At 64.8% G+C, this 26,796-nt stretch carries 20 protein-coding genes; 8 read left to right on the top strand and 12 right to left on the bottom strand.

What is annotated here, in order from left to right; all coding sequences use genetic code 11:
* Positions 1-101: 101 nt before the first annotated feature.
* The 3 genes from maiA to metF form a co-directional block, all read right to left on the bottom strand.
* Complete coding sequence (maiA, locus tag AC628_RS11250) at positions 102-761, bottom strand: maleylacetoacetate isomerase (RefSeq protein WP_074126904.1); 660 nt, start codon at positions 759-761, stop codon at positions 102-104.
* A 330-nt stretch (positions 762-1,091) separates the two neighbouring features.
* The gene (gene metH / locus AC628_RS11245) at positions 1,092-4,946 is read right to left on the bottom strand and encodes a methionine synthase (RefSeq protein WP_074126903.1); all 3,855 of its coding nucleotides are present in this window, start codon (positions 4,944-4,946) and stop codon (positions 1,092-1,094) included.
* 1 nt (position 4,947) lies between these two features.
* Positions 4,948-5,862: a methylenetetrahydrofolate reductase [NAD(P)H] gene (gene metF, locus AC628_RS11240; protein ID WP_074126902.1), complete on the bottom strand. Its 915-nt coding sequence runs from the start codon at positions 5,860-5,862 to the stop codon at positions 4,948-4,950.
* A gap of 389 nt (positions 5,863-6,251) precedes the next feature.
* On the opposite strand from metF, the gene AC628_RS11235 reads away from it, so the two are divergent.
* Positions 6,252-7,271, top strand: coding sequence for an LLM class flavin-dependent oxidoreductase (locus AC628_RS11235; protein ID WP_074126901.1), 1,020 nt, complete (start codon positions 6,252-6,254; stop codon positions 7,269-7,271).
* Positions 7,272-7,420: 149 nt separating this feature from the next.
* Here the strand turns inward: AC628_RS11235 and AC628_RS11230 are convergent, their stop codons facing one another.
* Both AC628_RS11230 and AC628_RS11225 read right to left on the bottom strand, forming a co-directional pair.
* Positions 7,421-8,281, bottom strand: a complete 861-nt coding sequence (locus AC628_RS11230) for a prephenate dehydratase (RefSeq protein ID WP_074126900.1) — start codon at positions 8,279-8,281, stop codon at positions 7,421-7,423.
* Positions 8,282-8,359: 78 nt separating this feature from the next.
* Positions 8,360-9,100: a 3-deoxy-manno-octulosonate cytidylyltransferase gene (locus AC628_RS11225; RefSeq protein ID WP_074126899.1), complete on the bottom strand. Its 741-nt coding sequence runs from the start codon at positions 9,098-9,100 to the stop codon at positions 8,360-8,362.
* Between the two features lie 200 nt (positions 9,101-9,300).
* Between AC628_RS11225 and AC628_RS11220 the strand changes: the two genes are divergently transcribed.
* The 6 genes from AC628_RS11220 to AC628_RS11195 all read left to right on the top strand — a co-directional run bounded on the left by AC628_RS11220 (position 9,301) and on the right by AC628_RS11195 (position 17,792).
* Entirely contained in the window at positions 9,301-9,846 is a 546-nt protein-coding gene (locus AC628_RS11220) for a c-type cytochrome (protein WP_074126898.1), read from the top strand.
* Positions 9,847-10,075: 229 nt separating this feature from the next.
* Complete coding sequence (locus AC628_RS11215; protein ID WP_074126897.1) at positions 10,076-11,977, top strand: extracellular solute-binding protein; 1,902 nt, start codon at positions 10,076-10,078, stop codon at positions 11,975-11,977.
* Between the two features lie 17 nt (positions 11,978-11,994).
* Positions 11,995-13,866: an extracellular solute-binding protein gene (locus AC628_RS11210; protein WP_074126896.1), complete on the top strand. Its 1,872-nt coding sequence runs from the start codon at positions 11,995-11,997 to the stop codon at positions 13,864-13,866.
* Between the two features lie 3 nt (positions 13,867-13,869).
* Entirely contained in the window at positions 13,870-14,979 is a 1,110-nt protein-coding gene (locus AC628_RS11205) for a microcin C ABC transporter permease YejB (RefSeq protein ID WP_074126895.1), read from the top strand.
* On the top strand, positions 14,979-16,163 hold the full coding sequence (locus AC628_RS11200; protein WP_074126894.1) for an ABC transporter permease: 1,185 nt from the start codon (positions 14,979-14,981) through the stop codon (positions 16,161-16,163). The genes AC628_RS11205 and AC628_RS11200 overlap by 1 nt, the downstream gene beginning before the upstream one ends.
* 3 nt (positions 16,164-16,166) lie before the next feature.
* The gene (locus tag AC628_RS11195; RefSeq protein WP_074126893.1) at positions 16,167-17,792 is read left to right on the top strand and encodes an ABC transporter ATP-binding protein; all 1,626 of its coding nucleotides are present in this window, start codon (positions 16,167-16,169) and stop codon (positions 17,790-17,792) included.
* Positions 17,793-17,976: 184 nt separating this feature from the next.
* Here AC628_RS11195 and AC628_RS11190 read toward each other — a convergent pair whose 3' ends face one another.
* Positions 17,977-18,819, bottom strand: coding sequence for a C40 family peptidase (locus tag AC628_RS11190; protein WP_074126892.1), 843 nt, complete (start codon positions 18,817-18,819; stop codon positions 17,977-17,979).
* The gene (locus tag AC628_RS11185; RefSeq protein WP_074126891.1) at positions 18,812-20,191 is read right to left on the bottom strand and encodes a leucyl aminopeptidase family protein; all 1,380 of its coding nucleotides are present in this window, start codon (positions 20,189-20,191) and stop codon (positions 18,812-18,814) included. Before AC628_RS11185 ends, AC628_RS11190 begins: the two co-directional genes overlap by 8 nt.
* 208 nt (positions 20,192-20,399) lie before the next feature.
* On the opposite strand from AC628_RS11185, the gene AC628_RS11180 reads away from it, so the two are divergent.
* Positions 20,400-21,197, top strand: coding sequence for a tetratricopeptide repeat protein (locus AC628_RS11180; protein ID WP_074126890.1), 798 nt, complete (start codon positions 20,400-20,402; stop codon positions 21,195-21,197).
* Between the two features lie 118 nt (positions 21,198-21,315).
* On the opposite strand, the gene AC628_RS11175 is transcribed toward AC628_RS11180, so the two are convergent.
* Genes AC628_RS11175 through AC628_RS11155 form a run of 5 tightly spaced genes read right to left on the bottom strand, consistent with a single transcriptional unit; the run spans position 21,316 to position 26,794 of the window.
* Entirely contained in the window at positions 21,316-22,290 is a 975-nt protein-coding gene (locus AC628_RS11175) for a type II secretion system F family protein (protein WP_074126889.1), read from the bottom strand.
* A gap of 9 nt (positions 22,291-22,299) precedes the next feature.
* Positions 22,300-23,277, bottom strand: a complete 978-nt coding sequence (locus AC628_RS11170) for a type II secretion system F family protein (protein WP_074126888.1) — start codon at positions 23,275-23,277, stop codon at positions 22,300-22,302.
* 11 nt (positions 23,278-23,288) lie between these two features.
* Positions 23,289-24,752, bottom strand: coding sequence for a TadA family conjugal transfer-associated ATPase (locus AC628_RS11165; RefSeq protein ID WP_074126887.1), 1,464 nt, complete (start codon positions 24,750-24,752; stop codon positions 23,289-23,291).
* A gap of 24 nt (positions 24,753-24,776) precedes the next feature.
* Complete coding sequence (locus tag AC628_RS11160) at positions 24,777-26,045, bottom strand: CpaE/TadZ family protein (RefSeq protein WP_074126886.1); 1,269 nt, start codon at positions 26,043-26,045, stop codon at positions 24,777-24,779.
* A complete protein-coding gene (locus AC628_RS11155; RefSeq protein ID WP_074126885.1) occupies positions 26,042-26,794 on the bottom strand; it encodes a CpaD family pilus assembly protein in 753 nt (250 codons plus the stop codon). The genes AC628_RS11160 and AC628_RS11155 overlap by 4 nt, the downstream gene beginning before the upstream one ends.
* Positions 26,795-26,796 lie beyond the last annotated feature (2 nt).

Here is a 26,796-nt window from a genome sequence, read left to right as displayed (position 1 = left end):
CATCGATTGCCGATTCTGGAATCCCAGATTCAGCGTTCGAGTCAATCTGTCGCAGCAAAATGTGTGCATGCCCTAGTGCTTTCGCAGGGACGACGGTGAGCTCACTTCGCCCGCATCGCCTCCGGCGTATCCGGCTGCGCGGAGGGATGCGCCTTGGCGAACGCCGGCAGTGCCATCGCGGTCTCGTGGATCCGCTTCACGGTTGGCCAGGGCGACAGGCTGATCTGCTGGTTGATCGCCGCGGTGACGTGGCCGACCAGGCAGATGTCGGCGATGGTCGGCGCATCGCCGTGGCAGAATTGACCGGTCGCCTTGTGGCCGTCGAGGTGGCCCTCGAGCGCCGCCAGCGTCTCGACCGTCCAGTGCCGCCGCCAGGCGCTCTGCTGGCTGTCGCGCAAATCGAGCTCGCGGTCGAGATAGCGGCGCACCCGCGGCGTCAGCAATGGATGACCCTCGCAGGCGACCATCAGCGCGAGCCCGCGCACCCGGGCGCGGCCGAGCGCATCCGATGGCAGCAGCGGCGGGTCGGGATAGGTCTCGTCGAGATAGTCGATGATCGCGAGCGACTGGAACAGCACGGTGCCGTCGTCGGTCACCAGCGCCGGCAGCGCCATCTGCGGATTGATCTTGCGATAGGCGTCAGCGCGATGCGCGTCGGCATCGAGGTCGATGAACACGACATCGGCCGGCACGCTCTTCAGGTTGAGCGCGATCCGCACCCGAAAGCTCGCCAGCGATCGCCAGAAGGAGAAGAACCGCATGGGGGATTTCTCTCTGCGCCAAACGACGAGGCCCGTAGCCCGGATGAAGCGCAAGTGAAATCCGGGACCGGCCAGCGTGCGGTCGCAGTCTATCCCGGATCGCGCTTCGCTGCATCCGGGCTACGCCGCTCCATGGAGATGAAACGTATCAGAGAGCGGTCTTATCCTCCCCTGGAGGGGGAGGATCGGTTCGCATGAAATGCGAACCGAGGTGGGGTGAAGGTCTGTCGTGTCGGGAGGTGCCCGAGCGGAGGGATCATCCCACCCCGGAGCGCATTGCGCTGCGCTCCATGCGCTCCGACCCTCCCCCGCCAGGGGAGGGTGAAGGGCCTAGCCCGCGCCCACCTTCTTCTTCCGCCAGGCGAGGTGCACCGCGCAGGTGCAGCCCTGCGGATGCGAGGCCAGTTCCTCGTCGTTGGCGGGCGTCGCGGCGGGCGCGATCGCCTGGCCCTTGGCGCCCTCCTGCGACGGGATGTAGTTCAGCACCGGCGCCAGCCAGCGCTCGACCTCGGCGACCGTCATGGCCTTGCGTGAGGCATAGTCCTCGACCTGATCGCGCTCGATCTTGCCGACGCCGAAATAGAAGCTTTCGGGATGCGAGAAATACAGGCCCGAGACCGACGAGCCCGGCCACATCGCAAAGCTCTCGGTCAGCTTCACGCCGGCGGTGTTCTCGGCATCGAGCAGCGCGAACAGCGTCCGCTTCTCGGTGTGATCGGGCTGCGCCGGATAGCCGGGCGCGGGGCGGATGCCGTCGTATTTCTCGAGGATCAATTCGTCCGCGGTGAACGTCTCGTCGGGCGCATAGGCCCAGAACTCCTTGCGCACGCGCTGGTGCATGCGCTCGGCAAAGGCCTCGGCGAGACGATCGGCCAACGCCTTGCACAGGATCGAGGAGTAGTCGTCATTGGCGTTCTTGAAGCGGTCGGCGACGGCATCCTCACCGATCCCCGCCGTAACGACGAAGCCGCCGATATAGTCGGGCACGCCGGTTTCCTTGGGCGCGACGAAGTCGGACAGCGCGGCGTTGAAGCGGCCCTCGCGCTTCTCGAGCTGTTGGCGCAGCGTGTGGAAGGTCGCGATCTTCTTGGCACGGCTCTCGTCGGCATAGACCTCGATGTCGTCGCCGACGGCGTTCGCCGGCCAGAAGCCGACGGTGGCGCGCGCCGTGAACCACTTCTCCTTGATGATCGTGTCCAGCATCTTGCGCGCGTCGGCATAGAGCGAGCGCGCGACCTCGCCGACCTTGGGATCGTCGAGGATCGCCGGGAAGCGGCCGGTCAGCTCCCAGGTCTGGAAGAACGGCGTCCAGTCGATGTAATCCGCGAGTTCGGCGAGATCGTAGGCGTCAAAACTCTTCAGCCCGAAGAAGGTCGGCTTCTCCGGCGGCACTGCCGCAAAGTCGATCGCGACCTTGTTGGCGCGGGCCTCGTTGAGCTTCAGTCGCTTCTTGTCGGCCTGGGCGCGGAAATGCGCCGTCGAGATCTTGGCGTATTCGGCGCGCACCTCGGCGGCATAGGCCTGCTTCTTCTCGGCCGACAGCAGCGAGGAGGCGACGCCGACGGCGCGGCTCGCGTCGTTGACATGCACGACCGGGCCGCCCGGATAGTTCGGATCGATCTTCACGGCGGTGTGCACGCGGCTGGTAGTCGCGCCGCCGATCAGGAGCGGCACGTTCATGCCCTGCCGCTCCAGTTCGCCGGCGAGGAAGCTCATCTCGTCGAGCGAGGGCGTGATCAGGCCGGATAGGCCGATGATGTCGGCGCCCTCGGCCTTCGCGGTCTCGATGATCTTGTTGGCGGGCACCATGACGCCGAGGTCGATGACCTCGAAATTATTGCACTGGAGCACGATGCCGACGATGTTCTTGCCGATGTCGTGGACGTCGCCCTTGACCGTCGCGAGCACGATCTTGCCCGCGGCGTTGCGGCCGCCGGTGATGCCATTGGCGAGGTTGCGCGCCTTCTCCTCCTCCATGAACGGCATCAGATAGGCTACCGCCTGCTTCATCACGCGCGCCGACTTCACGACCTGCGGCAGGAACATCTTGCCGTCGCCGAAGAGGTCGCCGACCACGTTCATGCCGGCCATCAGCGGGCCTTCGATGACGTCGAGCGGACGCGAGGCGTTCTGGCGGGCGGCCTCGGTGTCAGCTTCGATGAACTCGGTGATGCCGTGCACCAGCGCGTGGCTGAGCCGCTTCTCGACCGGCCATTCGCGCCAGGCGAGATCCTGCTCCTTGGTCTGCTTCTCCTTGCCGCGGAATTTTTCGGCAAGCGCCAGCAGCCGTTCGGACGCGCCTGGGTCGCGGTTGAGGATCACGTCCTCGCAGGTCTGGCGCAGCTCGGGGTCGATGTCGTCATAGACGATCATCTGCCCGGCATTGACGATGCCCATGTCCATGCCGGCATGGATCGCGTGATACAGGAACACCGAGTGCATCGCCTCGCGCACCGGCTCATTGCCGCGGAACGAGAACGACAAATTGGAGACGCCGCCGGAGATGTGGGCGCCCGGCAGGTTCTGCCGGATCCAGCGCGTCGCCTCGATGAAGTCGACGCCGTAATTGTTGTGCTCCTCGAGGCCGGTCGCGATCGCGAAGATGTTCGGATCGAAGATGATGTCCTCGGGCGGGAAGTCGAGCCGGTTGACCAGGATGTCATAGGCGCGCTTGCAGATCTCGGTCTTGCGCGCGAACGTGTCGGCCTGGCCGGTCTCGTCGAACGCCATCACGACGACGGCGGCGCCGTGGCGCTTGGCCACCGTCGCCTCGTGCAGGAATTTCTCCTCGCCTTCCTTCATCGAGATCGAGTTCACGATCGGCTTGCCCTGGATGCATTTCAGGCCGGCCTCGATGACGTGGAACTTGGAGGAATCGACCATCACGGGCACGCGCGCGATGTCGGGCTCGGCGGCGACGAGGTTGAGGAACGTCACCATCGCGTTCTCGGAGTCGAGCAGGCCCTCGTCCATGTTGACGTCGATGACCTGGGCACCGTTCTCGACCTGGTCGCGCGCGACCTGAAGCGCGGCGGCGTAGTCGCCCGCGGTGATCAGCTTGCGGAAGCGCGCCGAGCCGGTGACGTTGGTGCGTTCGCCGACGTTCACGAAGGGAATAGCGTCGGTGAGCGTGAACGGCTCGAGGCCCGACAGCTTGAGACGCGGTTGGACCTCGGGCACCACGCGCGGCTTGTGCGGAGCGACGGCCCTGGCGATCGCGGCGATATGGTCGGGCGTGGTGCCGCAGCAGCCGCCGACGATGTTGACGAGGCCGGCGGCGGCGAATTCGCCGATCAGCCGCGCCATGTAGTCCGGCGTCTCGTCGTACTGGCCGAACTCGTTGGGCAGGCCGGCATTCGGATAGGCACACACGAGCGTGTCGGCGACGCGGCCGATATCCGCGATATGCGCGCGCAGATCCTCGGCGCCGAGCGCGCAGTTGAAGCCGATCGTGATCGGCTTGGCATGCCGCACCGAATGCCAGAACGCCTCCGGCAATTGCCCGGAGAGCAGGCGGCCGGACTTGTCGGTGATGGTGCCGGAAATCATCACGGGCACGTCGATGCCGCGCTCCTCGATGATCTCGGCGATCGCATACAGCGCCGCCTTGGCGTTCAGCGTGTCGAAGATGGTCTCGACCAGCAGCAGATCGGCGCCGCCATCGAGCAGGCCCTTGGCCTGTTCGCCATAGGCCTTGCGCAGATCGTCGAAGGTCACCGCGCGATAGCCGGGATTGGAGACGTCCGGCGAGATCGAGGCAGTGCGGTTGGTCGGGCCGAGCGCGCCGGCAACGAAGCGCTGTTTGCCGTCCTCGGCGCTCACCCGCTCGGCGGCGGCGCGCGCGAGGCGAGCGCCTTGCAGGTTCATCTCATAGGCGAGGTCCGACATGTCGTAGTCGGCCTGCGCGATCGAGGTCGAGGAGAAGGTGTTGGTCGCGACGATGTCGGCTCCGGCGCGCAGATACGCGGCGTGGATGTCCGTGATCGCCTCGGGCTGGGTCAGGATCAGCAGATCGTTGTTGCCCTTGATATCGCGATGGAAGTCCGCAAAGCGCGCGCCGCGGAAGGCGGCTTCGTCGAACTGCAGGCCCTGGATCATCGTGCCCATGGCGCCGTCGAGCACCAGGATGCGTTCGCGGGCAGCCGCGAGCAAAGCGTTACGCTTGGGAGAAACGGGAACGGACATGTCAGGCAGCTTTCTGGGCACCGTTCGGTCGGATGCCGAGCAGGTGGCTGATCGCGAACACGAGGTCCGCGCGGTTCATGGTGTAGAAGTGGAAGGTGTCGACGCCGTGCTTGAACAGCTTCTGCACCTGGCCGGCGGCGACGGTTGCCGCCACCAGCTTGCGGGTCTCGGCGTCGTTGTCGAGGCCTTCGAACTTCTCGGCGAGCCAGTCCGGCACGCTGGTGCCGGCGCGGGTGACGAAATTGCGGGCCTGCTTGAAATTGTGCATCGGCATGATGCCCGGCACGATCGGAATCTCGATGCCGCGCGCCCGCACCCTGTCGACATAGCGATGGTAGAGGTCGTTATCGAAGAACACCTGGGTGATCGCGCGGGTCGCGCCGGCATCGACCTTGGCCTTCAGCGTGTCGATGTCCGTGTCGAAGTCGGCGGCTTCCGGATGCTTCTCCGGATAGGCGGACACCGAGATCTCGATATCGGCGTGGCGCCGCTTGATCCCGGCGACGAGCTCGGCCGAGCTCTGGTAGCCGTCGGGATGGGTGAAGTAGGGCGTGCCGATGCCGCCGGGCGGATCGCCGCGCAGCGCCACGATGTGGCGGACGCCGACCTCATGGTAGCGGTCGACGATGTCGTCGATCTCGCTGCGCGAGGCGCTGACGCAGGTCAGATGCGCCGCTGGCAGCAGGTCGGTCTCGCGCAGGATGCGGGTGATGGTGGAATGGGTGCGCTCGCGGGTCGAGCCGCCGGCGCCGTAGGTGACCGAGACGAAGTTCGGCGCCAGCGGCGCCAGGCGATTGATGGTCTCCCAGAGATTGCGCTCCATCTCCTCGGTCTTCGGCGGGAAGAACTCGAAGGAGATTTTCGGCGCTTTCGGTGCGCGCTGTCCGTTCGGCACGGAGGAAATGGTCTCGGTCATGATACGCAAGGGCTCCGCAACTGGAGGGTCGACGTCCGGCCTGGATATGAAGGCCCTAACATAGGCGAAACCGGTGAGCCGAAACAGCCCATCGGATATGGGAAATTGCCCATAGTTGACGAGGAAACGAGAAAAATAGACCGAGAGGCATGTATGGTGGGCGGCGAGCGACTTATGCGAATATTTGTTAATTGATTGTATTATATGGAGTAAATTTGAATGTACAACGAGCGAGGTTGCCGAAATGAATTGTGGGCAGAATAATATGTCAATGAATTGTCTTGTTTCGTCCCAAGCCCTGTTGCTCTCTCCACCAGCCCTCGGGAGCGGGACTGCTCTGCGCAGCCGGGCTCTTTGTCGCCTCCTGACCTCACACTAGGTTGTCGGCCATGATCCCGCTTTCCGTCCTCGACCTGTCCGTCGTCACCACAGGCACCAAGCCCGCTGCGGCACTCCGCAACAGCATCGATTTGGCGCGCCATGTCGATGGTCTCGGCTATGTCCGCTATTGGCTCGCCGAGCACCACAACCTCGCCTCGGTCGCGAGCCCGGCGCCCGATTTGATGATCGGGCAGATCGCGGCGGTGACGCAGCATATCCGCGTCGGCTCGGGCGGCGTGATGCTGCCCAACCATGCGCCGCTCGTGGTCGCCGAGCGCTTCAAGATGCTCGAGGCACTGTTTCCCGGCCGCATCGATCTTGGCCTTGGCCGCGCGCCCGGCACCGATGGCGCCACCGCCTACGCGTTGCGCAGCCGGCTCGATCGCCGCGAGGGCGATGATTTCCTCGAACGGCTGCATGAATTGACCTTGTGGGAGACGCGCGATTTTCCACCCGGCCATCCCTACAACAATGTAGTGGCGATGCCGGACGATTCGCCGCTGCCGCCGATCTGGCTGCTCGGCTCGAGCGACTATTCTGCCGAGCTCGCGGCGCAGGTCGGGATGGGCTTTGCCTTCGCGCACCATTTCGCAACTCATGACGCGATCGCGGCGATGACGAATTATCGGGCGCATTTCAAGCCGTCGGGTTGGCGCGCGACGCCGCAATCGATTCTCGCGGTCGCCGTCGTTGCCGCGGACACCGATGCGGAGGCCGAGCGGCTGGCGATGTCGATGGATCTCAACCGGCTGCGCCGCGACCGCGGCCAGTATCTGCCGCTGCCTGATATCGAGGAGGCGGAGGCCTATCCCTACACCGACGCCGAGCGCGCCTCGATCGCACGCAACCGCGCACGGCTCTTCGTCGGCAGCCCCGCGACCGTGCTGACGAAGCTGGAGCCGCTGATCTCCGCAAGCCAGGCCGACGAACTGATGGTGATCACCGCGGTCTACGACCACGCGGCGCGGAAGAAGTCCTACAGCCTGCTTGCCGAGGCGTTCGGATTGGGGACAAAGGTCGCCACATAACAATTGTCGTCCCGGCGAAGGCCGGGACCCATACGCCGCGGCCCCAGTTGTTGCGCGAACTGGTTGTCGCCTTGCTTCCTACGAACGTCGGTGGTTATGGGTCCCGGCCTGCGCCGGGACGACGCGTGGAGAGATTGAGTTCGTGCGACTCAATCCCGCGTCTCGCTGAATGTCGCGCGGAAGGGATGGCCGGGATAGACGCCGACGATGCGGAATTCGCGCGAGAAGAATTTCAATTCCTCCAGCGCGAAAGCGAGCCCGCGATCGTCGGGGTGGCCGTCGACATCGGCATAGAATTGCGTGGCGAAGAAATTGCCGTCGACCATGTAGCTTTCGAGCTTGGTCATGTTGACGCCATTGGTGGCAAAGCCGCCCAGCGCCTTGTAGAGCGCGGCCGGCAGATTGCGTACCCGGAAGACAAAAGTGGTGACCAGCGGCCCGGAGCCCTGCGCGGCCCATTTCTCCTCGCGCGCCAGCACCACGAAGCGGGTGGTGTTGTGGGCCTCGTCCTCAATGTCCTCGGCAAGAATGTCGAGGCCGTAGATGTCAGCGGCGAGGCGGGAGGCGATCGCCGCCACGCTCCTGTCGCCGCGTTCGGAGATGTCGCGGGCGCTGCCGGCGGTGTCTGCGGCGACGATCGGCTTGATGCCGAGCTTGCGGATGACGCGCCGGCACTGGCCGAGCGCATGGACGTGGCTCTCCACGCTCTTGATGTCGCCGAGCTTGGTGCCCTTGACCGCCATCAACTGGTGCCGGATCGGCAAGAACCATTCGCCGACGATGAACAGGCCCGAGGCGGGCAAGAGATGGTGGATGTCGGCGACGCGGCCGGCGACCGAATTCTCGATCGGGATCATGCCGAGATCGGCCTCGCCCGAGGAAATCGCGGCCAGCGCGTCCTCGAAGGTCGGGCAGGGCATTGGCTCGGCGTCGGGATAGGCCTCGACGATCGCGATATGGGAATTGGCGCCAGGCTCGCCCTGGAACGCGATTTTCAGCTTCTTGGTCATGGGTGGCCTTTTAGAGCATGATCCGGAAAAGTGGAAACCGGTTTTCCGAAAAGATCATGCTCAACAAAGAGATGCCGCTCAGGCTTTGGAAAGTATCCGCCGGGCGGTATCGAGGTCGGCCGGGGTGTCGACGCCGCGCGGGACGGTGTCGACGATGGTGATATCGATCCGCATTCCGGCCTCCAGCGCGCGGAGCTGCTCGAGCTTCTCCTGCTGCTCCAGCGGCGAGGGCGGCAGCTGCACGAACCGCTCCAGCGCTGCACGGCGGTAGGCGTAGAGGCCGATATGATGGTAGCGCGGTCCGTCGCCATAGGGCGCCGTGGCGCGGGTGAAATACAGCGCGCGCAACCGGTTCGGCCCGATCGGGGAGCCCACCGCCTTGACGACGCTGGGGGCCCGGTCCTCCTCCTCGCTGTGGATGCGCGAGGCCAGGGTCGAGATGTCGACCGCGGGATCGTCGAGCGCCGGCATCACGCTCTGGATGGTCTCGGGCGTGATGGTCGGGAAATCGCCCTGCAGATTGACCACGATCTCGGCTGCGCCGCGCGGGTCGAGGGTCATCATCGCTTCATGAATCCGGTCCGAGCCGGAGGGATGGTCGGGGCGGGTCATCACCACCTCGCCGCCCGCAGCCTGCACCGCGGCTGCGATCTCGGCCGTGTCGGTCGCGACCGCGACCCGGCCGATCCCGGCCGCCTCGGCCCGCCGCAGCACATGGACGATCATAGGCGCGCCCGCGATATCGAGCAGCGGCTTGCCGGGGAGGCGCGTGGCGGCCATGCGGGCCGGAATCAGCACCAAGGTGCGGGATTGCGTCATTCGTATCGGGGCCCGTCCGGCCTGCGGAAATTGGCGGGGAGGAGGTTGAATTCGGCGCGTTTATACGGGTTGCCAGAGCGCGGGCAAACCGATATCTCAACCCTGCTTGGGGCGGTGCGATAAGGCCGATTCCCAGGTCTTTCCCCGCGGCCGTATTCCCGGCCTGAAGTCGACATTCAAGGCCCGGAGCCTGACCCGAAATGGACTCCTTCGAACTCAACAAAATCCTCGGTGCGGTTCTCGGCACCTGCATCGTCGTCCTGGTGATGAGCTTTACCGCCGGATCGGTGTTTTCGGCCAAGATGCCGGAGAAGCCGGGTTTTGAGATCGCGGTGAAGGAAGAGTCCCATGGCGGTGGCGGCGAGGCCGCGGCCGCCTCCGAGCCGATCGAGAAGCTGCTGCAGACCGCTTCCGCCGAAAAGGGCGCAGCGGCCGCCAAGAAGTGCCAGGCCTGCCACACCTTCGAGAAGGGCGGCCCCAACCGCGTCGGTCCGAACCTCTACGGCATCGTCGGCGAGAAGAAGGGCGAGGGCCGCGGCTTCAATTTCTCGGCTGCGATGAAGAGCAAGGGCGGCGATTGGTCGTTTGACGACCTCAACAAGTTCCTGACCAACCCGAAGGGCTTCGTCCCCGGCACCGCGATGGGCTTCGCCGGTGTGCCGAAGGACAGCGAGCGCGCCGACATCATCGCCTATCTGAATTCGAACTCGGAGCATCCGGCTCCGCTCCCGACCGCTTCGAAGTAGCGAATTGCATCGCGCAAGCATGCGGACGAAACGGCCAGGCAATGCCTGGCCGTTTTCGCATGGGGGAACGGTCGCCCTCGTTTGGGGTTGCAGGATTTGCTATCGAGACCTTTCGCCGCAGCGGATTGGTTCCCTACCGGCCATCATTAGGAAAAAGCAACGTAAATAGTCGAACCGTTGCCGTATATTGAGGTCCATCTAGGCGGGGTCAGCAACAGGAATTCCGAATTTGGCAATCACCCGACGACACCTCCTTCAGGGCAGCGCACTGGCGGCAATGGCTCCGGCGCTCGGTTTCGGTCCCGGCACCGGCGCGCTCACTCCGGCGCTCGCGGATGACGCTGCGAATGGATTAAAATGGCGGCACGCCTTGTCGCTCTTCGGTAACGTCAAATACCCGGCCGACTTCAAGCGGTTTGACTACGTCAACCCGGATGCGCCCAAGGGCGGCAGCGTTCGCCAGATTGCCATTGGCACCTTCGATAATTTCAACGTGGTGGTTTCAGGCGTGAAGGGCTCGATCGCAGGGGCGGTCGCACTGGTCTACGAACCTCTGATGACGCCGTCGCTCGACGAAGTATCAACCCAGTACGGGGGGCTCGCGGAGGCCGCTAGTTATCCCGACGATTTTTCGTACGTCATCTATCGTCTTCGCCCACAGGCGAAATGGCATGACGGCGCGCCCGTCACCGCGGATGACGTGATCTTCTCGTTCGAGGCGTTCAAGACGCATCATCCGATGTATTCGGCCTATTACAGCCATGTGGTCCGGGCGGAGAAGGTCAGTGATCGCGACGTGAAGTTCGTGTTCGACATGCCGGGCAACCGGGAACTTCCGCAGATCGTGGGTGAACTGACGATCCTGCCCAAGCACTGGTGGGAAAGCACCGATAGCGAAGGCCGCAAGCGTGATGTTTACGCGACGACCCTCGAGAAGCCGCTTGGGTCAGGCGCCTATCGTGTCAAGGAATTCGTCGCTGGAAGATCAGTGGTGCTTGAGCGCGTCAAGGACTATTGGGCGCGCGATCTCGCAATCAATGTGGGGCGCAACAACTTCGACGAGCTGCGCTACGAGTATTTCAGGGATCCGACGGTCGCGATCGAGGCATTCAAGGGCGATCAGATCGACTGGCGCCTGGAGAACAGCGCGAAGGCATGGGCGACCGCCTATAATTTTCCGGCTGTCACCGACAAACGTGTGGTGCTGGAAGAGTTTCCGAACCGCAGTTCGGGCGTTATGCAGGCCTTCGTCCCGAATCAGCGCCGTGCCAAATTCAAGGATCCGCGTGTTCGCCGCGCTCTGAACTACGCGTTCGACTTCGAGGAGGTCAACAAGCTGCTGTTCTTCGGCCAGTACAAGCGCATCACTAGCTACTTTGATGGTGCCGAGGAGTTGATGGCGACCGGGCTGCCGCAAGGCAAGGAACTTGCCATCCTTGAAACCATGGGTGATCAGGTGCCAGCCGAAGTATTCACAACGGCCTATGCGAACCCGGTCGGCGGCAATCCCGAGGCCGTGCGCGAAAACCTTCGCGAAGCATCACGCCTGCTCAAGGAGGCGGGCTACGAAGTACGAGACCGCAAGCTCGTGGATTCCAAGAGCGGAGAGCCGTTCTCTATCGAATTGTTGAGTGAGGATCCGAATTTCGAGAGGATCATGCTGGCTTACAAGCCGCCACTCGAGCGGCTCGGATTTTCGATCACCGTGCGTACAATTGATCCGATCCAATACGAGAATCGGCTTCGCAATTGGGATTTCGACATCGTCATCGGGTCTTGGGGGGAATCCTTGTCACCCGGGAACGAGCAACGTGAATATTGGGGATCGAAAGCTGCGGACACCGCCGGATCGCGCAATATTGCGGGCATCAAGAGTCCAGCGATCGACAAATTGATAGAGCGGGTGATTTTTGCGACGGATCGCGAAGACCTCGTCGCGGCGACGAAGGCGCTCGACCGCGTGTTATTGTGGAACCATTACGTCGTTCCGCAGTGGAATTATCCGAAGCTGCGCACGGCGCGTTGGGACCGCTTCGGCCGTCCGGCAGAGTTGCCCAAATATGGCCTCTCGGGATTCCCGGCGATCTGGTGGTTCGACGCCGACAAGGCGGCCAAGCTCAAGCGTTCATAAGATCGAAGGATTCGCGCATGGCGCTATTCTCCCGTCGGCACGCACTCGGTCTCGGCATCGGTGCGTTGGGTGCTGCAGGCTTGCGTGTCGCACCGGCAGCGGCCGACAACGGAACCGAGATGCACGGCATGTCGGTGTTCGGTGACCTGAAATATCCCGCGGATTTCCAGATCTTCGACTACGTCAATCCGAAAGCGCCGAAGGGCGGCGCCTTCTCGGTGATCCCGTGGGTGCGGGCCTACAACCAGTCCTACTACACCTTCAACTCTCTGAACGCCTATGTCCTGAAGGGCGAAGGCGCGCAGGGCATGGACATGACGTTCGCGACGTTGATGTCGCGCGCCAATGACGAGCCCGACGCGATGTACGGCTTTGCCGCGAAGTCGGTGCAGATCTCGCCGGACAAGCTGGTCTACCGCTTCACCATGCGTCCCGAGGCGCGCTTCCATGACGGTGTGAGGCTGACCGCGCAGGACGTCGCCTTCTCGCTCACCACGCTGAAGGAAAAAGGTCACCCGCTGATCCAGGTGCAGCTCCGTGACTTCGTCAAGGCCGAGGCACCCGACGACGCGACGGTGGTGGTGACCTTCGCGGCGGGTCGCGCGCGCGACGTGCCGCTGTTTGTCGCGAGCCTGCCGATCTTCTCCAAGGCCTACTACGCGACGCGACCGTTCGAGGACTCGACGCTTGATGCGCCGCTCGGCTCGGGGCCGTACAAGGTCGGCCGCTTCGAGGTCAACCGCTACGTCGAATATGACCGCGTCAAGGATTGGTGGGGCGCCGACCTTCCGGTCAACCGCGGCAGCTACAATTTCGACACCGTGCGCTACGAATTCTATCGCGACCGCGATGTGGCGTTCGAGGGCTTCACCTCGAAGAGCTATCTGTTCCGCGAGGAGTTCACCGCGCGCGTCTGGGCGACACGCTACGATTTCCCTGCGGTGAAGGATGGCCGCGTCAAGCGCGAGACGCTGCCCGACGACACCCCGTCCGGCGCGCAGGGCTGGTTCATCAACCTGCGCCGCGACAAGTTCAAGGATCCGCGCGTGCGCGAGGCGCTGATCTGCGCCTTCGACTTCGAGTGGACCAACAAGACCATCATGTACGATGCGTATGCGCGCACCGTCTCGCCGTTCCAGAACTCGGACATGGTCGCGGAGGGGCCGCCCTCGCCGGAGGAGCTTGCGTTGCTCGAGCCGTTCCGCGGCCAGATCCCCGATGAGGTGTTCGGCCTGCCGTTCGTGCCGCCGATGTCCGATGGTTCCGGCCAGGACCGCGCCTTGCTGCGCAAGGCGGTGCAACTGCTCAACGAAGCCGGCTGTGTCGTCAAGGAAGGCAAGCGCGTGCTGCCGAACGGCGAGCCCATCACCATCGAATTCCTCAACGACGAGCCCTCGCTGCAACCGCATCATGGGCCTTACATCAAGAATCTCGGAACGCTCGGCATCGAGGCGACGTTCCGCCTGGTCGACGCGGTGCAGTACCGCGCCCGGGTGGAGGATTTCGATTTCGACATGACCATGCAGCGCTTCAGCTTCTCGGCGACGCCTGGCGACAGCATGCGGCCGTTCTTCTCCTCGCAGGCGGCGAAGACCAAGGGCTCCTACAATCTCGCAGGCATCTCCAGCCCGGCGATCGATGCGTTGATCGAGAAGATCATCGGCGCGAACAGCCGCCATGAGCTGACGGTTGCCTGCCGTGCCTTCGACCGCGTGTTCCGCGCCGGCCGTTACTGGGTGCCGCAGTGGTACCGCAACACGCATCCGATCGCCTATTGGGATCAGTTCGGTCACACGGACAAGCTGGCGAAATATACCCAGGGCGTCGGCGCGCCGGAGAATTGGTGGTACGATGCCGCCAAGGCCGCCAAGCTCGAGCAGGCGAAGTAGCCGATGAGCGCCTATATCGCCCGACGTATCCTCCTGATGCTGCCGACGCTGCTCGGCATCCTGTTCGTGTCCTTCGTGGTCGTGCAGTTTGCTCCGGGCGGTCCGGTCGAGCGCGTCATCGCGCAGATCAACGGCGCCGACACCGGCGGCACCTCGCGCGTGTCGGGTGGCGGCGGCGATTTCGGTGCGCAGCGTGGTCAGGGCGCGGGCGCCGGCGCGGCCATCAATTCGAAGTACCGGGGCGCGCAAGGCCTCGATCCTGACTTCATCAAGAAGCTCGAGGTGCAGTTCGGCTTCGACAAGCCGGCGCCCGAGCGCTTCGCCCTGATGGTCTGGAATTTCGCGCGGTTCGACTTCGGCAACAGCTATTTCCGCAGCGTCAGCGTGATCCAGCTGATCAAGGAAAAGCTGCCGGTCTCGATGTCGCTCGGCATCTGGATGACGCTCCTGACCTATCTGATCTCGATCCCGCTCGGCATCCGCAAGGCGGTGAAGGACGGTTCGCGGTTCGACACCTGGACCTCGGCGGTGATTATCATCGGCTTTGCGATCCCGGGCTTCCTGTTCGCGATCCTGCTGATCGTGCTGTTCGCCGGCGGCTCGTTCCTTAACATCTTTCCGTTGCGCGGCCTGACCTCGGACGGTTGGTCGCAATTCCCCTGGTACTGGAAGATCATCGACTATTTCTGGCATCTGACACTGCCGCTGGTGTCGATGGCGCTCGGCGCCTTCGCCACCATGACGCTGCTGACCAAGAACTCGTTCCTCGACGAGATCCGCAAGCAATATGTGATGACCGCGCGGGCCAAGGGCTGCAGCGAGCGTCAGGTGCTGTACGGCCACGTCTTCCGCAACGCCATGCTGATCGTGATCGCCGGCTTCCCGGGCGCGTTCATTCACGCGTTCTTCTCGGGCTCGCTGCTGATCGAGACCATCTTCTCGCTCGACGGGCTCGGCTTGCTCGGCTTCGAAAGCGTATTGAACCGCGACTATCCGGTGGTGTTCGGAACGCTGTTCATCTTCTCGCTGGTCGGATTGGTGGTCAATCTGATCTCCGATCTCGCTTATATGTGGATCGATCCGCGGATCGACTTCGAGGCGCGGGAGGTCTGATGACGGTGCTCGCGCCCCAGCCGGTCGAAACCACGACGCAATCGCCGCTCGGCGAGGCCGTGCCCGCCACGCGCCACGGCTTCTCGCCGTCGCCGCTGAACAAGCGGCGCTGGCAGAACTTCAAGGCGAACCGTCGCGGCTACTGGTCGTTCTGGATCTTCCTCGTCCTGTTCGTGGCGTCGCTGTTCGCCAATTTCATTGCCAACGACAAGCCGTTGGTCGTCAAATATGACGGCCGTCTGTACTGGCCGGTGATCTTCACCTACGCCGAGACCACCTTCGGCGGCGATTTCGAGACCGCGGCCGACTATCGCGATCCTTATCTGCAGAAGCAGATCGCCGCCAAGGGCGGCAGCATGATCTGGCCGCCGATCCGTTATTCCTATGACAGCCGCAACCTCGACCCGCCGACGGCGGTGCCGTCGAAGCCGACCTGGCTCCTGACCGAAAAGCAGTGCGCGGACGTGGTGAAGCGGAAGGGCCTGACCGGCTGCCGTGACCTCGAATACAACTGGCTCGGCACCGACGATCAGGGCCGCGACGTCGTCGCGCGGCTGATCTACGGCTTCCGCATCTCGGTGCTGTTCGGCCTGACGCTGACCATCCTGTCCTCGATCATCGGCATCGCCGCCGGCGGCGTGCAGGGCTATTTCGGCGGCTGGATCGATCTCGGCTTCCAGCGATTCATCGAGATCTGGACCGCGATCCCCTCGCTCTACCTGCTCTTGATCATCTCGGCGGTGCTGCCGCCGGGCTTCTTCATCCTGCTCGGCATCCTCTTGCTGTTCTCGTGGGTCTCGCTGGTCGGCCTCGTGCGCGCCGAATTCCTGCGCGGCCGCAATTTCGAATACATCCAGGCGGCGCGCGCGCTCGGCGTCTCCAACCGCGTGATCATGTTCCGCCACCTGTTGCCGAACGCGATGGTCGCGACCATGACGTTCCTGCCCTTCATCGTCTCGTCCTCGGTGATGACGTTGACGGCGCTGGATTTCCTCGGCTTCGGCCTGCCGCCCGGTTCACCTTCGCTCGGTGAATTGCTGTCGCAGGGCAAGGCCAATGTGCAGGCGCCGTGGCTCGGTCTCACCGGGTTCTTCTCGGTTGCGATCATGCTGTCGCTCTTGATCTTCATCGGCGAAGCTGCGCGCGACGCCTTCGATCCGCGCAAGACGTTCTCGAAGGGCTGACGCATGGACGCGACTAACCAGCCCCTACTCGACGTCAGCGACCTCTCCGTCGCTTTCGGCCGCTCGCTTGCGGTCGATCGCGTCTCCTTCTCGATCAAGCGCGGCGAATGCACGGCGCTGGTCGGCGAATCCGGTTCGGGAAAATCGGTCAGCGCGCTGTCGGTATTGAGGCTGCTGCCCTACCCGGCAGCCTCACATCCCTCCGGGGCGATCCGCTTCAAGGGCCGCGATCTGTTGGGATCGTCGGAAAGCGAGATGCGCGGGATTCGTGGCAACGACATCTCGATCATCTTCCAAGAACCGATGACCTCGCTCAATCCGCTCCACACCATCGAATCCCAGATCGGCGAGATCCTGTCGCTGCACCGGGGCATCAGCGGTGCAGCGGCGCGGGCGCGGACGCTGGAATTGCTCGGCCAGGTCGGCATCCCCGAGCCGGAGACGCGGCTCAAGAGCTATCCGCACCAATTGTCCGGCGGCCAGCGCCAGCGCGTGATGATCGCGATGGCGCTCGCCAACGAGCCCGATCTGTTGATCGCGGACGAGCCGACGACCGCGCTCGACGTCACCGTGCAGGCGCAGATCCTGGCGCTACTCGCCGAGATCCGCGCCCGGCTCGGCATGAGCCTGTTGTTCATCACCCACGATCTCGGCATTGTCCGCCGCATCGCCGACACGGTCTGCGTGATGAACAACGGCAAGATCGTCGAGCAGGGCCCGGTCGAGCAGGTCTTCACCGCGCCGAAGCACGCCTATACGAAGGCGCTGCTCGCGGCCGAGCCGAAGCCCGATCCGGCGCCGCCGCAGCCGGGCGCGCCGGTCGTGATGTCGGCCGACAATCTCAAGGTCTGGTTTCCGATCAAGCGTGGGCTGCTGCGCTCGACTGTCGGTCACATCAAGGCGGTCGATGGCGTCAGCCTCGCGGTGCGCAAGGGCGAGACGCTCGGCGTGGTCGGCGAATCCGGCTCCGGCAAGACCACGCTCGGGCTCGCGCTGCTCAGGCTGATTTCGTCCGATGGCCCGGTCGTGTTCCTCGGCAAGGACATCCAGGGCCTGCGCTTCAAGCAGATGCTGCCGTTCCGCCGCGACATGCAGATCGTATTCCAGGACCCGTTCGGCTCGCTCAGCCCGCGCATGTCGGTGGCCGACATCATCGCCGAGGGGCTCGAGGTGCACCAGAAGCAGCTGTCGCGCGAGGAGCGCGAGGCGCGGGTGGTCAAGGCATTGAAGGATGTCGGCCTCGATCCCGACTGGCGCTTCCGCTATCCGCACGAATTCTCCGGCGGCCAGCGCCAGCGCATCTCGATCGCGCGCGCGGTCGTGCTGGAGCCGAACTTCGTGGTGCTGGACGAGCCGACCAGCGCGCTCGACATGCTGCTCCAGGCCCAGATGGTCGACCTGTTGCGCGATTTGCAGCGCAAGCGCGACCTCACCTACATGTTCATCTCGCACGATCTGCGCGTGGTGGCTTCGCTCGCGAGCCATCTGATTGTGATGAAATCCGGCAAGGTCGAGGAGGAGGGGCCGGCCTCCGAGCTGTTCAAGAACCCGAAGAGCGACTATACTCGCGCCCTGTTCGCCGCCGCGTTCCGCATCGAAGCGGCCGGCGAAGGCACGGTGGCGACGTAGTCATCGTTCTCGTTCCACGTCATCCCCGCGCAACGGCTTCGCCGTTGTCGCTGGAGGTGCGAGCGGAGCGAGCCGCGAAGGGTGGCGTGGCCGGAGTGGGGCCGTCGATCCTTCGAGACGCGCTTCGCGCTCCTCCAGCGACAAAGGCAAAGCCTTTGCGCGGGGATGACGGAGATGGGTCTTCTTAAAGCCGCTTGATCGCCAGCACCTCGCTGCCCGCGGCCTTGATCCGCGCGATCGCGGCGTGCGTGTTCTCCACCACCGTCGCCATGTGATACGCATTGGCGTGCACGATCGTCGTTGCGTCGCGCACGATGGCGACATGGCCCTTCCAGAAGATCAGGTCGCCGCGCTGCAGATGCTTGGATTCCGTAGCCGTCAATTCGCGGCCGAGCCCTTCCTGCTGCATGTCGCTGTCGCGCGGGCAGCCGGTGCCGGCAGCAGTCAGTGCGATCTGCACCAGGCCGGAGCAATCGATGCCGAGGCTCGACTTGCCGCCCCACAGATAGGGCGTGCCGACGAATTGCTCGGCGATGGCGACGAAATCCTCGGCCATCGCGCCGAGAGGTCCGACGTGTGGACGAGGGAAGTGCCAGCCCTCGCGGCTCACCGCGAAGGCGCCGTCCTCGCGGACGATTGCGAGCTTCGTCCCCATCGCCAGCGCCTCGACCGGCGGCAGCTTGATCGACGGTCCCGGGAACGCCAGCGTGCGCAGCGCCGTCACCTTGTGCGTGGCCGTCGTGCCGGGCTTGGCCAGCGCGGCGTCGGGAATCCAGCCGACATAGCCGTCGTCGGCAAGTTGGCCCCAGGCCCAGCCTTCGCCATTGCGGTCATACACCGTGACGCGCTCGCCTTTCAGCGCCTGCGTCATCTGTTCGGCATCGGCCGCCGGCGCCCGCCGCAGCGGCGCGATGGCGTCAACGACCTCGGAGGTCTCGCCTTCAACGAAGCGCGCAGCCTTGACCTTGCCCTCGAGATATTTCGCGGCGACGTCGTCGCGCGCGGGAGTGAGGCGGGGATCATCCATAGCGCTGGCTCAGCAATTTGTAGATCGCGCGCGCTGCCTGGCACTCGCCGCCTTCGGGGCGACCGGGCTTTGCCGATGGCGTCCAGCCGTAGATGTCGACATGCAGCCAGCTCCTGGCGTGCTCGACGAAGCGTTGCAGGAACAGCGCGCAGGTGATCGAGCCCGCAAAACTGCCTGACGGTGCGTTGGTGATGTCGGCGGTCTTGGAGTCGAGCCAGGCATCGTAGGCCGGCCATAGCGGCATCCGCCACAACGGGTCGTTCTCGCTCTTCGCGTGAACTGTGACGTCGCCGGCGAGCGCCTCGTCATTGGTGTAGAACGGTGGCAAATCGGGGCCCAGCGCCACGCGCGCCGCGCCGGTCAGCGTGCCGAGATCGATCAGGAGATCCGGCGTCTCCTCATCGGCCAGCGCCAGCGCGTCGGCGAGCACCAGCCGCCCCTCGGCGTCGGTGTTGCCGATCTCGACGGTGATGCCCTTGCGCGACTTGAAGATGTCGAGCGGGCGGAACGCGTTGCCGGCAACCGCGTTCTCGACCGCCGGGATCAGCACGCGCAGCCGCACCTTCAGCTTCGCATCCATCACGATCTGTGCCAGCGCCAGCACGTTGGCGGCGCCGCCCATGTCCTTTTTCATGATCAGCATGCCGCTCGACGGCTTGAGATCGAGCCCGCCGGTGTCGAAGCAGACACCCTTGCCGACCAGCGTCACCTTTGGATGGGCCGGATCGCCCCAGGTGAAATCGATCAGCCGCGGCGCGCGCGTCGAGGCCATGCCGACGGCATGGATCAGCGGGAAGTTCTGTGCGAGCTCGTCGCCGTCGATGCAATTGAAGGCGGCGCCGAACCGGCTTGCGAGATCGCGCGCCATCTCGGCGAGCTCGGCCGGTCCCATGTCGTTGGACGGCGTGTTGATGAGGTCGCGCGCCAGTGCCGCGGCATCCGCGATCCGCGCGATCTCGGCGGCATCGACGCCGTCGGGCGGCACCAGGCGAACCTCGGGGGCCTTGTTCTTGCGATAGCGGCCGAAGCGGTAACAGCCGAGCGCGAAGGCGAGCGCGGCAAGCCGTGTGTCATGTGGCGCATTGGCAAAGCGGTAGACGCCCGGCGGCAGCAGGCCGGGCAGGGCGCCGGGCCGGAACGGATCGCGCGCCTTGTGGTCTGCGTCCTCGAGGCCGAACAGCACCTGCGCGATGCCGCCGTCAGCCGCCGGCAAGGCAAGGGATTTGCCGGGCTTGGCCTCAAAGCCGTTGGCCTCGGCGAACTGGCGGGCCGGCGCCGGCAACTCGCTGCGGATCGCATCCCATGTCGCCCTGGTAACGAAGGTGATCGGCGTAACGGCGGTCGTGGGTGCGGTCTCGAACACGGATGGCATGCGGCTCTCGGCTGTTCTGGCGGCGTTGGTTGGCTACTACACGCCTTTCATGGCGGATGGTAGCGCGCCCGCGGTTGACGTGACCTGCGGCATTGGAACCGGGCGCGCCGATCACTGACCGTGCCAGTTAACCAGACGTTAGGGTTAACAGTCTATTGCTGGCACGCTCAGTTGGATCCATTCGCCCGATTTCGTGAGTCACAGTGCCATGCGTCGACAGTCCAATTTGACCCGGCATCTCGCTTCCGCAGCCCTCGTGGCGCTTTTGGCCGCAGGGCTTGGCGGCTGCCAGACCATGTCCGACGTGACCGGATCGATCGCGTCGCGGCCGGATCCCGCGCCCGACGATCCGCGTCGCGCCGTCGAGCTCTATGGCGAGCGCTATCGCAAGAACCCCAAGGATGTCGACGCGGCGATCGCCTACGGCCAGGCGTTGCGCATGACCGGACAGCGCTCGCAGGCCTGCGCCGTGCTGGAGCAGGCCACGCTCGCCAGCCCCGGCAGCAAGCCGCTGCTCGCCGCCTATGGCCGTGCGCTCGCCGACAACGGCAATTCGCAGGCCGCGTTCGACGTGTTGAGCCGCGCGCACAGCCCCGACAATCCGGACTGGCGGATCCTGTCGGTGCAGGGCACCACGCTCGACAAGTTGAACCGGCATGAAGAAGCGCGGCGCTATTACGCCAGCGCCCTTCGGCTGGCTCCGGACGAGCCGTCGGTGCTGTCCAATCTCGGCCTGTCCTACATGCTGACCAAGGAATTGCCGAAGGCGGAAGAGACGCTGCGCCAGGCCTATGCCAGCGCCCGCGCCGATACCCGCATCCGGCAGAACCTTGCGCTGGTCGTCGGCCTGCAGGGCCGCTTCGCCGAGGCTGAAACCATCGTCAAGGCCGACCTGCCGGCGGAAGAGGCGGCGGCCAATGTCGCCTATCTCCGCGACATGCTGAACCGCAAGGACGGGCCGCGGACCGCATCGCGCGCCGCACCTGTCGTCGCCAAGGACGACTAGCGCTCCACGCCTTTTGCGTTTGACAGCGAAGCTCTCAGCTCGCGAAGCATCGTGCTCATGCGCACACAAAAGAAAGCGCCCGGCATTGCCGGCGTTTTCGTAGGCGCTGCTACGCAGCTCAGTGCATCGTGGCGATCTTGATGTAGGACGGCCCGAGGATCACGATGAACAGGCAGGGCAGGAAGAACAGGATCATCGGCACCGTCAGCTTGGGCGGCAGCGCCGCGGCCTTCTTCTCGGCCTCGTTCATGCGCATGTCGCGGTTTTCCTGCGCCATCACGCGCAAGCTTTGGCCGAGCGGCGTGCCGTAGCGTTCGGATTGCTGCAAGGCCATGCAGACCGACCTCACGCCTTCGAGGCCGGTGCGGCGCGCCAGGTTCTCGTAGGCCGACTTGCGGTCCTGCAGGTAGGACAATTCCGCGGTCGTCAGCGCGAACTCCTCCGACAACGCGATCGACTGTCCGACGATCTCGTTAGCAACCTTGCGGAAGGCGACCTCGACCGACATGCCCGACTCGATGCAGATCAGCAGCAGGTCGAGCGAATCAGGGAAAGCGCGCTTGATCTGGAGCTGGCGCTTGGAGATCGCGTTCTTCAGGAACAGCATCGGCGCCTGCAGGCCGGCGTACGTCGCGCCGACGCAAATGCCGATCTTGAGCGTCAGCGACCAGTTCGCGCCCGCGATGAAAAAAGTGTAGATGATCGCGCCGATCAGCATCAGGATCGGCGTGACCGCGCGTGCTGCCAGGAAGTAGACATACGGCGCGTGGCCGCGATAGCCGGCCATCACGAGCTTCTCGATCGCCGCTTCCTGGGCCAGCCATTTGGTGAGGTTCAGATCATCCACCATCTTGGAGACGGCCTGCCGCGGCGTCTGGCGCAGCGTCACCTTTTCCGACTTGGCCAGGCGTTCGCGTTCGCGCTGCCGGAGGCGTTCGCGCTCGCTGGCGACGGCCTTCATGCGCTTGTTGAGGTCGCCGCCGGCGAGCAGCGGCATCACCAGCGTGTAGACCGTCGCGCTTGCCGCGAAGAAGGCAAGCAACATGGTCATGAACCTGACGTCGTGAAGCTTGGCGACCAGAATATCAATCATGCTGCACCGTCAGAAATCGAAGTTGATCATCTTCTTCATCACGAGCACGCCGCACGTCATCCAGAGCGCGCAGCCAACCAGCATCAGCTGGCCCATCGAGTTCGTCCACAGCAGGGCGATGTAGTCCGGCGTCGTGAGGAACACGAGGATCATCACGATCGGCGGCAGCGAGCCGATGATGGCGGCGGAAGCCTTCGCTTCCATCGACATCGCCTGGATCTTCTCGGCCATCTTCTTGCGGTCGCGAAGCACCCGCGACAGGTTGCCGAGCGCTTCCGACAAATTGCCGCCGGATTTCTGCTGGATCGCGATCACGATGCCGAAGAAGTTCGCCTCCGGCAGCGGCATGCGTTCGTAGAGCCGGGCGCAGGCCTCGCCGAGCGGCATGCCGATCGCCTGGGTCTCGATGATCGCAAGGAACTCGCTGCGCAGCGGCTCAGGCGCGTCGTTGACGACCGCCTTGAGCGATTCGAACAGCGGCAGGCCGGCCTTGATTCCGCGCACGATGACGTCGACGGCGTCGGGCAGCGCCTTCAGGAACGCTTTCTCCCGCCGCTTCTTCAAGAAGCCGAGCAGCCAGCGCGGCGCGCCGAGACCCATGGCGAAGCCGATGCCGGCCGCACCGAGCAGTCCTCCGCCGACGATGAAGGCCACGCCGAACCCGAACAGGCCGAGCGCGCCGGAGATCATCCAGAATTTCTGCTCGGACCACTCCAGTCCGGCCTGCGAGATGCGGACGCCGAGCGGGACTTTCTTGTCCTTCTGCCGCCGCGCCTCGAGCTCCTTCAGCGATCCCTCGACCTGCTCGCGGCGGGAGCGCTGCGTGCGCTCGCTGCCTCGCGTCGTCGGCTGTTCGCTGCGCGCTACCGATGCACGGCGCGACTCGGCCTTCTTCTCCCCGGAGAGGTACGGGTACAGGAAGACCCAGGCGATGCCGCCCACGGTGGTGGCGGCGAGGAAGGCCAGAGCGAGCGTTTGCGTCTGCATCCTGCGCTCCCCTAGACCGGCGCCGGCGAGTCGGAGGCGTCCAACGCCGCCGCAAGCCGCTTCTCTTCATTGTAGTAGCGCGCCCGCTCCCAGAAGCGTGGCCGGCCGATGCCGGTCGAGCGGTGCTTGCCGATGATCTTGCCGTTGGCGTCTTCCCCGACCACGTCGTAGAGGAAGATGTCTTGGGTGATGATGGTGTCGCCTTCCATTCCCATCACCTCGGTGATGTGAGTGATGCGGCGCGAACCGTCGCGCAGGCGCGCGGCCTGCACGATGATGTCGACCGAGGCGCAGATCATCTCGCGAATGGTGCGTGAGGGAAGCGAAAAGCCGCCCATGGTGATCATGGATTCGCAGCGTGACAGCGCTTCGCGGGGATTGTTGGCGTGCAGCGTGCCCATCGAGCCGTCGTGGCCGGTGTTCATCGCCTGCAGCAGGTCGAACGCTTCGGGTCCGCGGACTTCGCCGACGATGATGCGCTCGGGACGCATACGCAGGCAGTTGCGAACCAGCTCGCGCATCGTGACCTGGCCCTCGCCTTCAATGTTCGGCGGCCGGGTTTCCAGCCGCACCACATGCGGCTGCTGCAGCTGAAGTTCGGCGGCGTCTTCACAGGTGATGATACGTTCGTCGTGCTCGATATAGTTGGTCAGGCAGTTCAGCAGCGTGGTCTTGCCCGAGCCGGTACCGCCCGAGATGATCACGTTGCAGCGGACCCGACCGATGATCTGCAGGATGGTCGCCCCTTCCGGCGTGATCGCGCCGAACTTGACGAGCTGCTCCAGCGTCAGCTTGTCCTTCTTGAATTTGCGGATGGTGAGCGCGGGCCCGTCGATCGCCAGCGGCGGCACGATGGCGTTGACGCGCGAGCCGTCGGCGAGACGGGCGTCGCAGATCGGCGAGGATTCGTCGACGCGCCGGCCGACCTGGCTGACGATGCGCTGGCAGATGTTGAGCAGCTGCTGGTTGTCGCGAAAGCGGATGCCGGTGCGCTGGATCTTGCCGGCGACTTCGATGAACACCGTGCCCGCGCCGTTGACCATGATGTCGGCGATGTCGTCGCGCGACAGCAGGGGCTCGAGAGGTCCGTAGCCGAGCACGTCGTTGCAGATGTCGTCGAGCAGCTCTTCCTGCTCGGCGATCGACATCACGATGTTCTTGATCGCGATGATCTCGTTGACGATGTCGCGGATTTCCTCGCGCGCCGACTCGCTGTCCAGCTTGGCGAGCTGGGCAAGGTCGATCGCCTCGATCAGGGCGCCGAAGATCGTTGCCTTGACCTGGTAGTAATTGTCCGAGCGGCGGGCTTCGACGGCGGGAGCAGGCGGCGGCTTGGCCGGGGCCAGCGGCGGCGACGATATCGTCGGGGCGGCGGACTCGCGCGCCATCGGCGACGATCCGGCATGCTCCGGCGTCTGAAAAGCGGGCTTGGGTGCCCGCACGTCCCCATCGTTTCCGCTACGCTTACCAAACACGACGTCTTGACTCCACGCGGACCACTATTTGGACCGCAGCTTTTCGAGCAGGGGCGACAGGAAGGACCCCCTCGGCTTCTTGGTTTCGCCGCGGCCTGTCAGCCGCTGCGCCATCTGCAGAAACATCTCGACTGCGCGGTGATTGGCGGAGATCTCCGCGATCATCTGGCCGTTGTTGGCGGCCGAACCGAAGATCTGCGGATCGAACGGGATGGCGGCGATCGGCTGGCTTTCGATCGCCTTGGCGAATTCGCCCGCTGCGATCTCCGGACGCTTCGGCACGCCGACCTGGTTCAGGCAGTACAGCGGCGCCCGGTCGTTCGGCCGTGACGCCTTCAGGAGGTCGAACATGTTCTTGGCGTTGCGCAGATTGGCGAGGTCGGGCGCCGCCACGATCAGGATGTCGTCGGCTGCGATCAGCGCACGCTTGGTCCAGCCGGACCATTGATGCGGCACGTCCAGCACGATGCAGGGCATCGTGGTGCGCAGCGTATCGAAGATCGCATCGAAAGCTTCGGCGCCGAAATCGTAGACCTTGTCGAGCGTAGCCGGCGCCGCCAGCAGGCTGAGATGGTCGGTGCATTTCGACAGCAGGCGGTCGACGAAGGCGGTATCGACGCGGTCCGGCGAGAACACGGCATCCGCGATGCCCTGCGCCGGATCCTGGTTGTAGTTGAGGCCGGCGGTGCCGAACGCAAGATCGAGATCGGCGACCACGGAATCGAGCGCCAGATCGCGGGCGATCGCCCAGGCGACATTGTGCGCGATCGTCGAGGCGCCGACGCCGCCCTTGGCGCCGACGATGGCGACGACGCGGCCGACCGCCTTGGCTTCTGGCGCCGAGAACAGGTTGCAGACCGCGCGCACCACGTCGATTGCATGCGCCGGCGCAATCACGTAGTCGCTGACGCCGCGGCGCACCAGCTCGCGGTACAGCGTGACGTCGTTGACCCGGCCGATCACGACCACCCTTGTGCCGGCGTCGCACACCGTGGCGAGCTGGTCGAGGCCGGCCAGAATGTCGCTGCGGCCCTCGGTCTCGAGGATGATGACGTTGGGCGTCGGCGCCGAGCGATAGGCCTCGATGGCGGCCGCCATGCCGCCCATCTGGATCTTGAGATGGGCCTTGGCCAGCCGGCGATCCTCGCCCGCCGACTGCACGGCGGCGGCGGTCTCGACCGTTTCGCAGAACGCCTGAACCGAAACCCGTGGCGCCGGAGCAATGTGGTCGTCCACGGCCTGCGGCGGGGCGTCCGTCTGCTCTTCGGAGTTTTGCTGCGCGTAGGTGATCATTTTCCTGTGTCGCTTAGCTTGGCCCTGTCGGCCTCGGGATAGGTCGTGGCAGTGGTGGTGCCCTTGCGATACTTGTCGAAGGCGATGTTGCGGCGCGACGTGTAGGCAGGGGTCTCCGCGCGCGGCTGCACGAGGTCAGTCGGGTCTTCGACCATGGCGGCAAGGTTGCGCTGATTGGCGCAGCCGAAATTGTAGTACTGCTTGTTCTGGATGTAGGACCCGTTGTGCATCGACGGGCCGAGATCCTCCGGCCAAAGGCCGCACGGCCCGGCCTCCGCCTTCATCTTGGGATAATTCACGCGGATCGCAGGCATCAGGCGCGGATTCTCGGGATGATACTTGCGAACAAGGATCCCGCGCGGCGGCACGCCGGCCGCGGCGAAGGTGGCCTGAATCTCGCGCAACGATTCCTGCGCGGGCCGGGCGTTCGGCGTGTCGACGGGAACGTCGATGGTGACGGCGCCGGTGCCTTCGCGCATCCAGTCCTGCGCCATTCCCATCACCTCGGCGCGCTGCTCCGCGGTCAGGCCGCCGCGGCTGCGGCCGACGAAGACCACGATCGAGCGGTCGGACTCGGTGACGGCGATCGGGTGACGCAGGCGATAGTCGGCCGGTGAATCCACCATCGCGAAACTGTTGTCGGCGGCGTGCTGACAGGCGCCGAGCGTCATGGCTAGGCCGACGAGCGCACCGGCGAGACTGACGGCGCGCTTGCGATCGGCGGATGGTCTGGGTGTGGTCTGTGTCATCG

The sequence above is a fragment of the Bradyrhizobium sp. NAS96.2 genome, assembly GCF_001908235.1.
In the GTDB taxonomy this organism is placed as follows: domain Bacteria; phylum Pseudomonadota; class Alphaproteobacteria; order Rhizobiales; family Xanthobacteraceae; genus Bradyrhizobium.
The sequence above is the reverse complement of the archived record's forward strand: the minus strand, read 5'-3'. Positions and strand labels throughout refer to the sequence as shown.